This window comes from Streptomyces sp. NPDC008086 (genome assembly GCF_042957325.1).
Lineage (GTDB): Bacteria > Actinomycetota > Actinomycetes > Streptomycetales > Streptomycetaceae > Streptomyces.
Genome location: NZ_JBIBIA010000004.1, coordinates 751918 through 766973, shown reverse-complemented (window position 1 = coordinate 766973; position 15056 = coordinate 751918). Strand labels below are relative to the sequence as shown.

The window sequence follows — 15056 nt, the reverse complement described above, 5'->3', positions numbered from 1 at the left end:
CGACGCACCCTCGACACGGCGATGACCTGCTCAAACACCGTCGCGTCGGCGCCCCGTGCCCTCCCTCGTTCCACCCGTTCACCGCGCTTTCGCCGTTTCCTCGACAAGCGGCCGCGCCGCTGACCCCCTTACCTCGGAAGAGCAGGGGCTCGGCCGAGGCGGCGGCACTTGGGGGTGTCGCGGGTCGTGGGTCCGTGCGCTCAGAGGAGCTTCGATGCGACGTAGCGCCCGTGTGCTGGCCCGGACCGCGCTGGCCGTCGGTGCCGTGGGGCTCGTCGTCGCGCCCGCGTACGGGGACGACGACGGGGACGGGGATCTGAAGTTGCGGCCGTCGTCGGTGGTGCCGGGCGGGGAGGTCACGGCGCACACGGCCGCCTGCCGGAACGGCGGTGCGGCGGGGGACGCCAGCGCGGTGGGGGCCGGTTCGTTCACGTTGGCGCCGGGCTCGGACGAGGACGGGGGCGGGCGGTTCCGGGTGCCGCCGAGCGCGCAGCCGGGGACGTACGAGATCGTCGCGACCTGCGCCGCGGGCGGTCGGCGGGTGGCGGGTGACCTGGTGGTCACGTTGACGTCGACGCCGGGGCAGGCGCATCCGAGAGGAAGTGTGAAGACGGGGGTCGGCGGCGCGTTCGGCCACGACCCCGTGCAGACCGCGGCCGGCGTGACGGCTCTCGCCGTGGCCGCCGCGGGCGGTACCTGGCTCCTGCATCGCCGGGCGAGAGGCGACGGGATCTGACGGACACCCTCCGCTGTCCGTCCGCCGGTACCGCATGTCCCCTCCCCCTCCGGGTCCGACGCCCCTCGCGGCCCGGAGGGGGACCGGGCGGCCCGAGGAGAGTCCGAGGAGGCTCGCGTGCGCATCCAGAGGAACGTCGGCAACGGCGTCATAGCCGCGGTCACCGTCCTTGCCCTGTGCTCCGGCGCCTGGCTGCTGCGCAACGGCACCGCGACGCACGCCCCGCCGCAGCCGTCGGCCGCGCAGGGCGACCCGCACCCCCGCCACGCGGCCGCCCCCGCGCTGGCCCCCTCCCCTCCCGACCGCATCCGCATCCCCTCGCTGCGCGTCGACGCCCCCCTCATGGGCCTGGGCCTGACGCGAGCGGGCAGCCTCGACGTCCCGCCCGCCGAGCGCAAGAACCTGGCCGGCTGGTACGAGGCCGGCACCACGCCCGGTGAGACCGGCACCGCGATCGTCGCCGGCCATGTCGACAACGCCGACGGACCGGCCGTGTTCTACCTCCTCGGCGCCCTCAAGCGGGGCAGCACGATCGAGGTGGACCGACGGGACGGCGGCACGGCCGTCTTCTCGGTCGACGCCGTCGAGGTGTACGACGCGAAGGCCTTCCCCGACGAGAAGGTGTACGGCGCGGCCCCGCGCCCCGAACTCCGGGTGATCACCTGCGGTGGCGGCTACTCACGCACGACCGGCTATCAGGGCAACGTGGTCGTGTTCGCGCACCTCACCGGCAGCCGCTGACCACGACGGGACGTCGCGGACACTCCTCAGGCGATCCACTGCTCGTACGCCAGCTTCGCCACCAGCGCGAACACCACGCTCAGCAGCACCACCCGGACGAACCCGCTGCCCTTCTTCAGCGCCGTACGGGCCCCCAGCGTGCCGCCCGCCAGGTTGAAGACGGCCATCACCGCGGCCAGCTGCCACAGGACCGTGCCCTGCCAGGCGAAGGTGGCGAGCGCGCCGGCGTTGGTGCAGCAGTTGACGATCTTTGCGGTGGCGGAGGCGGTGACGAGGTCGAGGTGGAGGACGGCGGTGAGGGCGAGGACCAGGAAGGTGCCGGTGCCGGGGCCGATCAGGCCGTCGTAGAAGCCGATGCCCAGGCCGGCCAGGCCGATCGCGGCGAGGATCCGGCGCGGGGAGGCCGGGCCGGTCGCCGGGGCGGTGCCGAAGGCGGGGCGCAGGATGACGAAGGCGGCCACCGCGAGCAGCACCACCATGATCACGGGCTTCAGCACCTCGGTGCTCATGCCGGCCGCGAAGAAGGCCCCGCCGGAGGAGCCCGCGAGCGCCGCGAGGCCGATGCGTACGGCGAGCCGGACGTCCACGGGCGCCTTGCGGGCGTACGTCACGGCGGCGCCGGTCGTGCCTACGATCGCGACCGCCTTGTTGGTGCCGAGCGCGTAGGCGGCCGGGGTGTTCGCAGGGAGGCCGAGCAGCAGGGCCGGGAGGAGCAGGAGGCCGCCGCCGCCGACCACGGCGTCGATCCAGCCGGCCACGAGGGCCGCGAGGCACAGGCCGACGACCATGGTCAGCGATATGTCGGGCATGATCGCGACCCTAGGCAGGCGATGCGTGTGCCGTCCATGTACATGAGGAGTATCTGAGCTTCGGCCGCGCCCGACCTCACAGCCCGCCCGCGCCGTGCCCGCCGAACCCTCACACCCGCCCCTCGCGCCCGCTGAGGGCAGCGTTCCTCACGGGAAACAGATGCGATGCGGTCGGGAAACACCGGCACCGCACGCTCGATGCCATGACCTCGAATACGCGTGTGGTGGTGATCGGCGCCGGACTCGCGGGCGTACGACTCGCCCGGCGGCTCGGCGAGCTCGGCACGCCCGTGACGCTCGTCGGCGACGAGGAGCACCGCCCGTACAACCGGGTGCTGCTCGCCGAGGTGCTGGCCGGACGGTACAGCCCCGAGGTGATCGCCCTCCCGGCGCCCGCGGAGCTGACGCGCGGCCGGGTCACCGGCATCGACCGCGAGATGCGAGCCGTACATCTCGCGGACGGGTCGGAGATCGCATACGACACGCTGGTGCTGGCCACCGGCTCGAACCCGGTGCTGCCGCCGCTGCGCGGGCTGTTCACCCCGGACCATGAACTGCCGGAGGGCGTCCACGCCTTCCGCACGATGGACGACTGCCTGGGCCTGTCCAAGGCGGTCCGGCCGGGAGTGAAGGCGGTCGTCATCGGCGGCGGGCTCCTCGGAGTCTCCGCGGCGCGTGCCCTCGCGATGCGCGGCGCCCAGGTCGTGCTCGCCCAGCAGTCCGAGCGGCTGATGGAGCGCCAGCTCGACCCGGCCGCCTCGAAGCTGGTCCGGCGTCATCTCGGCGACCTCGGTGTCGAGGTCCACACCGACCTGCGGGTACGGGACGTGCGCTGCGTCGGCGGTGCGGTCCGCTCGGTGGAGATGGCCGACGGATACGCGCTCGACGCCGACATCGTGGTCCTGGCGTGCGGCGTCCGCCCGCGCGCCGGTCTCGCGCAGGCCGCGGGACTCGACGTCCGCAAGGGCATCGTCGTCGACGACGAGCTCCGTACGTCCGACCCGCACATCCGGGCGATCGGCGACTGCGCGCAGCACGACGGCACGGTCTACGGGCTGGCCGCGCCCGCGCTCGAACAGGCCGATGTCCTGGCCGAGTTGCTGGCCACGGACGCCGGTGACGGCGGCGCCCGCTACACCGGCACCCGCGCGCTGACCCGGCTGACGCTGGCCGGCGAGGGCTTCTTCGACCTCGCCGCGTTCGGCGAGACCGAGCCGCGTCCCGGGGACGACGTGGTCCAGCTCGCGGACGCCACCCGCGGCACCTACCGCAAGGTCGTCGTCCGCGACGACCGCCTGGTCGGCGGGGTTCTCGTCGGCGAACTCGGCACCGTCGGCGCGCTCGCCCGCGCCTGGGAGGGAGCAGAGCCGCTCCCCGACGACGGCCCGCTGCTCCACCTGCTCACCAACGATGGAGGCTCCTGATGACCGCCACCCTGGGGGCCACCCCCACGATCGTGCTCGTCGGCCATGGCATGGTCGGCCAGCGCTTCCTCGAAGCGCTCGCCGCGCGCGGCCTGACCGCCACGCACCGCGTGGTCGTGCTGTGCGAGGAGCCGCGTCCCGCGTACGACCGCGTCGCCCTCACCTCGTACTTCTCGGGCAAGACGCCCGAGGACCTCTCCATGACCGACATGGAGTTCATCAAGGACCACGGCATCGAGCTGTACGTCGGTGACCCGGCCGTCGCGGTCGACCGCGAGGCACGGAAGGTCACCGCCCGGTCCGGCGAGGTCTACGAGTACGACACCCTGGTCCTCGCCACCGGCTCCTACCCGTTCGTGCCGCCCGTCCCGAACAAGGACGCCACCGGCTGTTTCGTCTACCGCACGATCGAGGACCTCCTCGCGATCGAGGAGTACGCGAAGACGAAGGCCACGACCGGTGCCGTGGTCGGCGGCGGTCTGCTGGGCCTGGAGGCCGCGGGCGCGCTGAAGGGCCTGGGCGTCGAGGCGCACATCGTGGAGTTCGCGCCGCGTCTGATGCCGGTGCAGGTGGACGACGGCGGCGGCGCCGCGCTGCTGCGCACCATCGAGGAGATGGGCCTGAGCGTCCACACGGGTGTGGGCACGCAGGAGATCGTGGTCGACGCCGACGGCGCCGTCACCGGTATGAAGCTGTCCGACGGCTCCGAACTCGCCACCGACATGGTGGTGTTCAGCGCCGGCGTCCGCCCCCGCGACCAGCTGGCCCGCGACTGCGGCCTGACGGTCGGCGAGCGCGGCGGCATCGCCGTCGACGAGCAGTGCCGTACGGTCGCCGACCCGCACGTCTTCGCGATCGGCGAGTGCGCGCTGGCCTCCGACGGCCGGGTGTACGGCCTGGTGGCCCCGGGTTACGAGCAGGCCGAGACGGCCGCCGCGACGATCGCCGAGGACGAGGCGGAGTTCACCGGCGCCGATCTGTCCACCAAGCTGAAGCTGCTCGGCGTGGACGTGGCGTCCTTCGGCGACGCGCACGGCACCGCCGAGGACTGCCTGGACGTCGTGTACTCCGACTCCCGCTCGGGCCTGTACAAGAAGCTGGTCATCGGCCGCGACGGCACGCTGCTCGGCGGCATCCTGGTCGGCGACGCGGAGGCGTACGGCACGCTGAAGGCGTTCACCGGTTCGGTCCCGCCGGTCAAGCCGGAGTCGCTGGTGCTGCCCGCCGGCGCGGGCGAGTCGGTCCAGCTCGGCCCGACCGCGCTGCCGGACGACGCGATCATCTGCTCCTGCAACAACGTCCGCAAGGGCACGATCCGCGAAGCGGTCACCGAGCACAACTGCACCACCGTGCCCGAGGTGAAGAAGTGCACCAAGGCCGGTAGCACGTGCGGCAGTTGCGTCAAGGTGCTGGGCCAGCTGGTCACCGCCGAGCTGGAGGCGTCCGGCGTCGAGGTCGACAAGGGCCTGTGCGGCTGCTTCTCGCAGACCCGCGAGGAGCTGTACGAGATCGTCCTCGCCCTGCGCATCAACACCTACCAGGACCTGCTGGACCGCTACGGCCGCGACGGCGCCAGGGGCGGCGACGGCTGCGAGATCTGCAAGCCGGCGGTCGCGTCGATCATCGCCTCCCTCGCCCCGACCATCGGCGCGAGCGGCTACGTCCTGGAGGGGGAGCAGGCCTCCCTGCAGGACTCCAACGACCACTTCCTGGCCAACCTCCAGAAGAACGGCTCGTACTCGGTCGTCCCGCGCATCCCCGGCGGTGAGATCACCCCCGAGGGCCTCATCGTGATCGGTGAGATCGCCCGCGACTTCGGCCTCTACACGAAGATCACCGGCGGTCAGCGGATCGACATGTTCGGCGCGCGGGTGGAACAACTCCCGCTGATCTGGACGAGGTTGGTCGACGCGGGCTTCGAGTCGGGCCACGCCTACGGCAAGTCCCTGCGCACCGTGAAGTCCTGCGTCGGCCAGACCTGGTGCCGCTACGGCGTCCAGGACTCGGTTCGCATGGCGATCGACCTGGAGCTGCGCTACCGGGGCCTGAGGTCGCCGCACAAGCTCAAGTCGGCGGTGTCGGGCTGCGCCCGCGAGTGCGCGGAGGCCCAGTCGAAGGACTTCGGCGTGATCGCCACGTCCAACGGCTGGAACCTGTACGTCGGCGGCAACGGCGGCGCCACCCCGCGCCACGCGGACCTGCTGGCCCAGGACCTCTCCGACGCCGAGCTGATCAAGCTGATCGACCGCTTCCTGATGTTCTACATCCGCACCGCCGACCGCCTGGAGCGCACCTCGACCTGGCTGGAGCGCATCCCGGGCGGCCTGGACCACGTCCGTGACGTGGTCGTGGAGGACTCCCTCGGCATCTGCGAGGAGCTGGAGTCCCTGATGACCGCCCACGTGGCGCACTACGCCGACGAGTGGGCGACCACCATCAACGACCCCGAGAAGCTCGCCCGGTTCGTGTCCTTCGTGAACGCCCCCGACACCCCCGACCCGGTCGTCGGCTTCGTCCCCGAGCGCGACCAGATCAAGCCCGACCTGCCGCTGCTGACCATCGGCCACCGCCCCCTGGAAGGAAGCGCCCAGCGATGACCCTGGCACCCGAGACGACCGACCTGAAGATCGAACTCCAGCTGGAGAGCGGCTGGTTCACGGTCTGCGAGCTGGCCCGGCTGCTCCCCGGCCGCGGTGTGGCGGCCCTGCTGCCCGACGGCCGTCAGGCCGCCCTGTTCCGCGACCGCTCCGGCAAGCTGTACGCCATCGACAACCGCGACCCGTTCGGCGGCGCCGCGGTCCTCTCCCGTGGCCTGACCGGCACCCACCAGGGCCGTCCGTTCGTCGCCTCGCCCCTGCTGAAGCAGCGCTTCGACCTGGAGACCGGGGTGTGCCTGGACGACGAGTCGGTGCGGGTGGCCACGTACGAGGTGCGGGCCGCGTAGCGACCAGCCGCGGAGAGCGGATTTCTTGACTGATCGTTCTGATTGAACCGAGGCTTCCTGGCATCGCCAGGACCAAGGAGTTCGATCCCGAAGCCGCGTTGCAGGCAGCCCTGGAGCTGTTCTGGCAGCGCGGCTTCGAGGCGACGTCGATGGCCGACCTCGTCGAGCACCTCGGCATCGGCCGGGCCATCGCGTCACAGTGGGGCGCCGCCCGCGCGGAGCGCAGCGAGTCTCGGCGCCGGTCAGCCCACGAGCGGTGGGCGCTCCGCGTAGCCGGTGGCGTCGTCCGGCAGGGGCCGCGTGTCCAGGTAGAACCACTCGGCGTCGGGGCCGGGAGCGGCCGGGGCGGCCGGGGGCGGTGCGGGCATCGGCGTCCCCGCTGGTGTCGGCGTCGGCTGAGTGGGCGCGGCAGCCGGCTCGCTGGTCGTGGGAGCCTGCTTCGCCGGGCCCGGCATCAGCAGCTCCACCCGCAGGCCGAGTCCTCGCTGCTGTGCCGTGAACTCCTCGACCTGGTTGCGGCAGGCGTGGTCCAGATGGGTGACACCGGTCAGGTCGAGGCGGATACGGGGCCGGCCCGAGGCGGCGGCGGCCTCCAGGGCCTCGATGACCTGGGGCAGTCGTAGGAACGTCGCGTTGCCGGCCATGACGACCTTCGCGGTGTCGTCCTCGACGTGCTGCCCGATCACCGTCCGCGACATGCGCAGCGCGGCCAGCACGATCCCGGCCGCGAGGCCGATCAGGACGCCCTCCAGCAGCGCGGTCGCCACGATGACCAGCGTTGTCGTCGTCATCACCATGAACTCGCCCCGGTCCTGCCGCCACATCTTCGGGAACTCCCCCGGCGCGAACAGCTTCCAGCCGCTGTGCACGAGGACGCCCGCGAGCACCGAGATCGGGATGAGCGCCAGGACCTGCGGCAGCAGCAGCGCGAAGGCGAGGAGCCACAGGCCGTGCAGGGTGCGGGAGATCCGGGTCTTCGCGCCGGCCTGGACGTTCGCCGAGCTGCGGGCCACGACCGCCGTGACGGGCAGGGCGCCGAGGACGCCTGCGACGGTGTTTCCGGCGCCCTGGGCGATGAGTTCGGTGTTGTAGCGGGTCCGGGCGCCGCTGTGCATACGGTCCACCGCGGCCGCCGTGAACAGGCTCTCCGCCGAGGCGATCACCGTGAACGTCAGGATGGAGGTGAGGATGGCCGGCTCCGCGAGCCCCGCGAACTGCTCGGCCCCCGGCACGCGCACCGACGCCAGCAGATTGCCGACCTGGAGCGTCTTCACGTCGACGCCGGGCAGCGCGGCGACCGCGATGCCGACGCCGACCGCGACCAGCGCGGCCGGGATCTTCTTCGCCGGGCCCGGCACCTTCTTCCACACGAAGCTCAGCACGATCGTGGCGACCCCGAGCAGCGTGGCGATCATCGCCTGCGGGTCGGTGAGGATGTCGGCGAACAGGCCCGGGATGCCGGCCATGTTCTCGATCGGTGTGCCGGGCGCCTTGGCGTCAGCCATTGGGTAGGCCTGGCTGAACATCAGCGGCAGCCCGATGCCGGCCAGCATGCCCTGGACCACGGCGAGGGAGATCGCCTGGAACATCCGCCCGAGGCGCACCACGCCGAGGACGATCTGGAGGATGCCGGAGAACAGCACGATCACGCCGAGCATCGCCACGCCGTGCTCCAGCACCGTCTCCGCGACCAGCGCGGCGAGCCCGGCGGCCGGCCCGCTGACCTGGAGCGTGCTGCCCCGGACCGCACCGACGACCAGACCGCCGATCACCCCGGAGATGATGCCGAGTTCGGCGGGGACACCGGAGGCGACGGCCACGCCGATGCACAGGGGAAGGGCGACGAGGAAGACGACGAGGGAGGCGGTGATCTCGTTGACCAGGTCGAGCTTGGGGCCGGACTTCGCCGGCGACGCCCCCGCGGCCGTGGCGGTCGCGGTCCTCGCGGTCGCGGTCCTGGGCGCCGTTTTCGCCGCCGCCGGCTTCGTACGCCCCGAACCCCGCCCGCGCGCATGCGCCCCGCTCATCCGGCATGCACCCGGAACAGCCCGTCGCCCTCCAGCTCGTGCACCTGCCCGGTGTCGACCTCGTAGTACCAGCCGTGCAGCCGCAGCCGTCCGCCGTCCAGCCGCTGCCGGACGACCGGGTAGGTCCGCAGTACGTCCAGCTGGTTGACGACATTGCCCTGGGCCACGTCGGGCAGGGACGGGTCGTCGGAGGCGGTCGTGAGGACCGGCGTCAGGTCGGGGCGGGCCAGCCCCAGCCAGGCGGCCACGCCGGGCAGCGCGGACAGGTCGTCGCCCGCCTTCAGCGCGCCCATCGCACCGCAGTGTGAGTGACCGCACACGACGATGTCCTGAACCCCGAGCACCTCCAGTGCGTACTCGATGGTGGCGGCCTCCCCGGACACGCCGGGGCTGCCGTACGGCGGCACGATATTGCCCGCGTTGCGCAGCTCGAACATCTCTCCTGGGCGTGCGCCGGTAATCAGCGCGGGAATCACCCGTGAGTCCGAACAGGTAATGAAGAGAGCCTCGGGATATTGCCCCTCGGCCAGTTTCCGGTATTCGCCGCTCTCGAAATCCACCCGACGCTTGAACGAGCGGGCACGGTCCAGCAACGCCTTCAACGATGCCTCCTCGATGGGGAGTTCGGCCAGTTGACAGCACCGTAGGGGAGCGCATGCCAGCGGAAGGTTAAGTAAAGGCCAGAGCGCGTCCAGGAATTGGACATTCTTTGTCGCAACGCCCCGCAAGCGCTTGTTTCTTGTAGCGTGTCGCCGTCAGGGCAGAGAATGTGAATTCACGGAGAGACAGGACGTATGGGCATACGAGTGCTGCTCATCGAGGACGACGAGACGATCGCTGAACCGCTCGCCGAGGGCCTCGGGCACTTCGGTCTGACGGTGGATCACGTGACCACCGGCGCCGAGGGACTGAGAAGGCCGTACGGCGATGTCGTCCTGCTCGACCTCGGGTTGCCGGACATGGACGGCATCGACGTGTGCCGCGGCATCCGACAGGTCTCGGACGTGCCGGTCATCATCCTGAGTGCGCGGGGTGAGGAGGCCGACCGGGTGCTGGGGCTGGAACTGGGCGCGGACGACTATCTGGCGAAGCCGTTCAGCGTGCGGGAGCTGGTGGCGCGGGTGCGTGCGGTGACCCGGCGGACCCAGCGCACGGAGGCGGTGGTGGCCGAGCCGGCGGGCGCGGAGATGCCGGGCGGGCGTGGGCGTACCGAAGCGCTGGGCGGGCGTGGGCGTACGGAAGCGCTGGTGGAGCGGCTGCGCGCGGAGGCGGTGAACGCGCCGGTGGCCGCCCCCGCACCGCCCGCCGCGGCGCCGTCGTACGAGGTCGCGCCGCCCGCCGCGTACGAGGATTCCGACCCCCAGCCGTCGTACACCGCCCCCGGCCCCCTCGTCGTGGACCGCCGTACCCGTCAGGTCTGGGTCGGCGAGCTCCCCGTCACCCTCACCCCGAAGGAGTTCGAGCTGCTGGCGCTGCTCACCGAGGATCCCGGTGCGGTGTACTCCCGGCAGCAGATCCTGGACCGGGTGTGGGACCCGCACTACGAGGGACCGACGAAGACACTGGACGTCCATGTCGCCGCGCTCAGGCGGAAGTTGGGGCACCCGGGGTGGATCCAGACCTTGCGCGGGGTCGGGTTCCGGCTGGCCGTGCAGACCGAGCCGGGCCGGCCCCGGGTGTCCTCGCCATGACCCGCCGGCTGCTGCTCAGCTATCTCTCGCTCGCCGCGCTCGTACTGCTCTGCCTGGAGGTGCCGCTGGGCTTCGTGTACTCGCGCGGCGAGCGGGAGCGGGTGGTGAACGCGGCGAAGGACGAGGCCGAGTCGGTCTCCGCGTACGCCTCGCTGTCGCTCAGCACGGGCCGGGCCGAACGGGACCTGGCGCGCCGGGTGGCGCACTGCGCCGAGCGGATCGGCGGGAAGGTGGTCGTCGTGGACGCCTCGGGCGCCCTGCTCGCCACCTCCCATCCGCTGGCCGCCATCATGTCGTCGAACCTCGCCTCCCGCCCCGGCATCGCGGCCGCCCTGCGCGGCACGTCCACCGTGGACGTCCGTACGTCGACCATCGGCGGCGTCGAGTACCTGTCCGTCGCCGGGCCGGTGCGGCGCGACGGGCGGCTCCAGGGTGCCGTATGGCTGACGCTGCCGACGCGGACGGTGCACGAACGCGTCCACCACGTCTGGCTGTTGCTGGCGCTCGGTGGGCTCGGGGTGCTGACGGCGGTGGCCGTGGTCGGGTTCGCCATCGCGTGCTGGGCGGGGCGGCCGATCCGTGAACTGGAACGTGCCACCCATGAGTTGGCGGAGGGCGGCCGGGCCAGGCCGGTGACGATGACGAAGGGGCCGCCCGAGGTCCGCCGGCTGGCCACCGCGTTCAACCGTACGGCGGCCCGGCTCGCCCATCTCCTCGCCGCGCAGCGCGCGTTCGCGGGCGAGGCCTCGCACCAGCTGAAGACACCGCTCGCCGCGCTGCGGCTGAGACTGGAGAACCTGGAGCCGAACGTCTCCGACCCGGGCCTGGGCAGTCTCACGGCCGCCGTGACGGAGACGGACCGGCTCGCCCGGATGGTGGAGGGCCTCCTGGCCATGGCCCGCCTGGAGGAGGCCTCCGCGACGCCCGCACCGGTCGACGTGGGCGCGATCTGCGCCGAAAGGCACCGCACCTGGCTGCCGCTCTTCGCACAGCGGCGGGTCTCCCTGGTGCTGTTCGCGGGCAGTGTCGGACCGGTCCTCGCCGTCCCCGGCGGCGTCGAGCAGATCGTGGACAACCTGCTCTCCAACGCCCTGCGTGCCTCCCCGCCCGACAGCACCGTGACCATCGAGCTACGGCTCCACGTCCCCGCCCGCCGCGCCCTGCGCGACGCCCGCCCCGCCTGGGTCGACCTGCACATCACCGACGAGGGCCCCGGCATGACGGCGGACCAGCGCGCCCGGGCCTTCGACCGGTTCTGGCGGGCGCCGGGCGCCCCCAAGGGCGGGACGGGACTGGGCCTGTCCCTGGTCCAGCGCCTCGCCCACGCGAGCGGCGGCGAGGCGAGCCTGCACGCCTCGGCCGCGGGCGGACTGGACGCGGTGATCCGGCTGCCGTCGGCGGAGCCGCCGCGCGAGGGACACGGTCCGGGCGTCGACCGGCCCGCCCCGCGAAAGCGGGTGATACCGGTGTTGCGCGCGTGAGCACCGACTGGCAGCTTCGGACACGGACCGGGCGCATGGGCACCCACAGGCAGCTCTCAGGTACGCCGCCCGGCGGTCACCAACTGGCTACGGTCCGTCCACCCTGCTCCCCTAGGTTCCATGCCGCCCCCCACGCACGACCCCGTCGTCGACCGGCGACGGGGCGATACGGCACCTCTTGGAGTGAGAGTGGAACGTCGTAGCCTTCTGCGTGCGGCCGTCCTCGGCGGCTCGACCGCCGTGTTCGGCGGAACCCTGTGGCGAGGCGCCGCGTACGCGGCCCCGGCCCAGCCCGGCACCGGCCCCTACGGGGCACTGGGCTCCCCCGACGCCAACGGCATCAGACTCCCCGGCGGCTTCACCAGCCGCGTCATCGCCCGCTCCGGCCAGACGGTCACCGGTACGTCCTACACCTGGCACAACGCACCCGACGGCGGCGCCTGCTACGCCGACGGGTCGGGCTGGATCTACGTCTCCAACTCCGAGATCAACCCCTCCGGCGGCGCGAGCGCGGTCAAGTTCTCCTCCACGGGCGCGATCACGGCCGCGTACCGCATCCTGTCCTCCACCCGGCAGAACTGCGCCGGCGGCAAGACCCCGTGGAACACCTGGCTGTCCTGCGAGGAGGTCTCCCTCGGGTACGTCTACGAGACCGACCCCTGGGGGGTGAACGCGGCGGTGCAGCGGCCGGCGATGGGCCGCTTCAAGCACGAGGCGGCGGCCGCCGACCCGGTGCGCAAGGTGATCTACCTGACCGAGGACGAGACGGACGGCCGCTTCTACCGCTTCGTCCCGAACACCTGGGGCAACCTCTCCTCCGGCACCCTCCAGGTCATGGTCGCGGGCAGCGCCACGTCCGGCTCCTTCACCTGGGCCAACGTCCCCGACCCGGACGGCTCCCCGACCGCCACCCGCTCCCAGGTCTCGGGCTCCAAGTCCTTCAACGGCGGCGAGGGCTGCCACTACGCCGACGACACGGTGTGGTTCACCACCAAGGGCGACAACCGTGTCTGGCAGCTCAACCTGACCTCCAACACCTACGAGTTGGCGTACGACGACTCCCTCGTCACCTCCGGCACGGCCCCCCTCACCGGCGTCGACAACATCACCGGCTCCTCCTCCGGCGACCTCTTCGTCGCCGAGGACGGCGGCAACATGGAGATCTGCGTCATCACCCCGGACGACGTCATCGCCCCCTTCCTGCGCATCGACGGCCAGTCCGGCTCGGAGATCACCGGCCCGGCGTTCTCCCCGGACGGCAGCCGGCTGTACTTCTCCAGCCAGCGGGGGACCAGTGGGAGTTCGTCAGGTGGGATCACGTACGAGGTGCGGGGGCCGTTCCGTTCGTAACGGTCCGTGGCGTTCGTGGCGGAGCCGGGCAGGCCGCACTCAGTGGGGCCTGCCCTTCGCCGGGGTGCTGTTCCGTTGCCGTGAGATCCCAGTTCATCAGGATGCTCATCGGTGACATCCCCAGGCTCTCGTAGAGGCGTCTGTTCTCGGTGTCCTCCCCCAGCAGGTTGATACGCAGCCCCTTCGCGCCGTTTGCCAGAGCCGACGCGGCACATGCGCGTATGACGGACTTTCCGTACCCGCGGCCGCGGTGGGCGGCATCGACCTCCATGTTCAGGATCATGGCGTACCGGCTGTCGACGGAACCCCGCAGTGCGTACCACAAACGGCCGATCGGGGATGCTTCGCCGGCCACCGTGATCATGTAGAGGTGGTTGTCCGGTGTGTCGAGGCCCCGCGGGAGGAGCCGGCTGAACTCGTGGTGAGCACGCGTCAGTGCCTCGTCCCTGGAGGTCACGCCCGCCGCGGCGGTTCGGGAGGCGTAGTCCGCGACGACGTAGGGGACGTAGGAGTCGAAGTCCTCCCGGGTCATGGGAGCCAGGGCTACCGGCGACTGCGCGCGGGTCGTCATCGTGTTCCTTCCACTACGGATCGGCTCTCGCGGTCGGGTGAGGCTGTGGGTTCCTCGTCAGGCGGGCCCGCGTTGCGCACGCTTCGGCTGGAAAGAGAAAGGGCCGCGGCGAGAACGATGATCAAAGCGCCACCGACCAGGAAGTCGCGAGTCCCGGTCCGGTCCGCCAGGGGCCCGGCCAGTGCCTGCCCCAGAGGGACCGCCGCCAGAGAGCCGATGATCTGGAAGGACGCCACCCGGGCCAGGCGGTCCGGCCGGACACTGCTCTGGACCGCGGCGCCTGAGGCCACCATGACTTGTTCCATGCACAGTCCCGCGAGGAACCCCGCGCCGAGCAACAGCGGCAGGGAGTCGCCCAGGGCGAGTCCGAGAGGAAGGACCGCGCTCACCGAGGTGAGCGCCACGCCGACCGCCACGCCGCGGCGCGGTTTCCAACGCAGGGCCACCAGTCCACCGGCGATGGTCCCGGCCGTGTAGGAGGCGAGGACGAAGCCCCAGGCGGCCTTGCCGATTCCCTGAACCGCGATGAACGGGCCCAGAACCTGGATGCACCCGGCCCAGACCGCCTGCCACACCGTCGCCTGCAGGACCACGATCCACAGCCAGGTGTGCGAGACGAACTCGGACCAGCCCTCGCGCATGTCCGAGAGCAGGCTCCTGCGCCTGGGAGGTGCGACCGTGCCTGTCGTGCGTACCCTGCCGAAGAAGAAGGCGGCAACCGCGTAGGTCGCGGCGTCCACGATCAGGCCCCACCCCGAGCCGCACAGTGCGACCAGCATGCCGCCCACCGAAGATCCCACGACGACCGCGAGGTTCGTCGTCATGCGCAGCAAGGCGTTTGCCTGGCGCAGGAGGTCCTTCGGGACTGTCTGGGGAACCACCGCCATGCTGCCCGGCAGGGCCAGCGCCGAGAACACGCCGTTCACGGCCGCGAGGCAGACCAGGAGGGACATCGAGGACCAGCCGCGGATGACGGCTGTTCCGGCGATGGCCTGGACGACTCCCGCGGCCAGGGCAGAACCCCGCATCAGCAGGGCGCGGGGCATCCTGTCCGCGAGGATGCCGCCCAGCACCATGACGGCGGTACTGGACACGGCGCGCACGGCCACGAGGAGACCCAGCTGGGACGCGGACCCTGTCAGATCCAGTACCGCGAAGGCCAGTGCGATGGGTGCGATGCCGTTGCCGAGATAGTTGACGAAGCGGCCCGCGACAACGTTCCTGAAGGCGGCGTGCTGCAGAGGCAGCAGCGAGCGTTTGTCGCCGGCCACGTCATCTCCTT

At 71.7% G+C, this 15056-nt stretch carries 13 protein-coding genes and 1 pseudogene; 9 read left to right on the top strand and 5 right to left on the bottom strand.

Going from position 1 to position 15056, the window contains the following annotated elements; translation table 11 throughout:
* The first annotated feature begins 214 nt into the window (after positions 1-214).
* Together ACFZBP_RS17630 and ACFZBP_RS17625 are read left to right on the top strand one after the other, a co-directional pair.
* Positions 215-736, top strand: coding sequence for a hypothetical protein (locus ACFZBP_RS17630; protein ID WP_383449240.1), 522 nt, complete (start codon positions 215-217; stop codon positions 734-736).
* A 117-nt stretch (positions 737-853) separates the two neighbouring features.
* Positions 854-1477, top strand: a complete 624-nt coding sequence (locus ACFZBP_RS17625; RefSeq protein ID WP_391414006.1) for a class F sortase — start codon at positions 854-856, stop codon at positions 1475-1477.
* Between the two features lie 26 nt (positions 1478-1503).
* Here ACFZBP_RS17625 and ACFZBP_RS17620 read toward each other — a convergent pair whose 3' ends face one another.
* On the bottom strand, positions 1504-2286 hold the full coding sequence (locus ACFZBP_RS17620) for a TSUP family transporter (protein WP_391414003.1): 783 nt from the start codon (positions 2284-2286) through the stop codon (positions 1504-1506).
* 203 nt (positions 2287-2489) lie between these two features.
* Between ACFZBP_RS17620 and ACFZBP_RS17615 the strand changes: the two genes are divergently transcribed.
* The 4 genes and pseudogenes from ACFZBP_RS17615 to ACFZBP_RS17600 all read left to right on the top strand — a co-directional run.
* Positions 2490-3710, top strand: coding sequence for an FAD-dependent oxidoreductase (locus ACFZBP_RS17615; protein ID WP_391414001.1), 1221 nt, complete (start codon positions 2490-2492; stop codon positions 3708-3710).
* Entirely contained in the window at positions 3710-6307 is a 2598-nt protein-coding gene (nirB, locus tag ACFZBP_RS17610) for a nitrite reductase large subunit NirB (protein ID WP_391413999.1), read from the top strand. The genes ACFZBP_RS17615 and nirB overlap by 1 nt, the downstream gene beginning before the upstream one ends.
* On the top strand, positions 6304-6654 hold the full coding sequence (gene nirD, locus ACFZBP_RS17605; protein WP_062724961.1) for a nitrite reductase small subunit NirD: 351 nt from the start codon (positions 6304-6306) through the stop codon (positions 6652-6654). The genes nirB and nirD overlap by 4 nt, the downstream gene beginning before the upstream one ends.
* A gap of 62 nt (positions 6655-6716) precedes the next feature.
* Positions 6717-6842, top strand: a pseudogene (locus tag ACFZBP_RS17600) (helix-turn-helix domain-containing protein); the annotation flags it as partial.
* Between the two features lie 54 nt (positions 6843-6896).
* On the opposite strand, the gene ACFZBP_RS17595 reads toward ACFZBP_RS17600, so the two are convergent.
* Entirely contained in the window at positions 6897-8681 is a 1785-nt protein-coding gene (locus ACFZBP_RS17595) for a SulP family inorganic anion transporter (RefSeq protein ID WP_391413995.1), read from the bottom strand.
* Positions 8678-9283 (bottom strand): carbonic anhydrase, encoded by a 606-nt coding sequence (locus ACFZBP_RS17590; RefSeq protein WP_391413993.1) that lies wholly within the window; start codon positions 9281-9283, stop codon positions 8678-8680. The genes ACFZBP_RS17595 and ACFZBP_RS17590 overlap by 4 nt, the downstream gene beginning before the upstream one ends.
* A 192-nt stretch (positions 9284-9475) precedes the next feature.
* Here ACFZBP_RS17590 and ACFZBP_RS17585 point away from each other — a divergent pair, with 192 nt between their 5' ends.
* The 3 genes from ACFZBP_RS17585 (at position 9476) to ACFZBP_RS17575 (ending at position 13203) form a co-directional block, all read left to right on the top strand.
* Positions 9476-10372 (top strand): winged helix-turn-helix domain-containing protein, encoded by an 897-nt coding sequence (locus ACFZBP_RS17585; protein ID WP_391413991.1) that lies wholly within the window; start codon positions 9476-9478, stop codon positions 10370-10372.
* Complete coding sequence (locus tag ACFZBP_RS17580; RefSeq protein WP_391413989.1) at positions 10369-11853, top strand: ATP-binding protein; 1485 nt, start codon at positions 10369-10371, stop codon at positions 11851-11853. Before ACFZBP_RS17585 ends, ACFZBP_RS17580 begins: the two co-directional genes overlap by 4 nt.
* 189 nt (positions 11854-12042) lie before the next feature.
* The gene (locus ACFZBP_RS17575) at positions 12043-13203 is read left to right on the top strand and encodes an alkaline phosphatase PhoX (RefSeq protein WP_391413986.1); all 1161 of its coding nucleotides are present in this window, start codon (positions 12043-12045) and stop codon (positions 13201-13203) included.
* Here ACFZBP_RS17575 and ACFZBP_RS17570 read toward each other — a convergent pair.
* Positions 13169-13774 (bottom strand): GNAT family N-acetyltransferase, encoded by a 606-nt coding sequence (locus ACFZBP_RS17570; protein WP_391413984.1) that lies wholly within the window; start codon positions 13772-13774, stop codon positions 13169-13171. The two genes, ACFZBP_RS17575 and ACFZBP_RS17570, sit on opposite strands and share 35 nt — an antisense overlap.
* The gene (locus ACFZBP_RS17565) at positions 13771-15045 is read right to left on the bottom strand and encodes an MFS transporter (protein ID WP_391413982.1); all 1275 of its coding nucleotides are present in this window, start codon (positions 15043-15045) and stop codon (positions 13771-13773) included. The genes ACFZBP_RS17570 and ACFZBP_RS17565 overlap by 4 nt, the downstream gene beginning before the upstream one ends.
* Positions 15046-15056 lie beyond the last annotated feature (11 nt).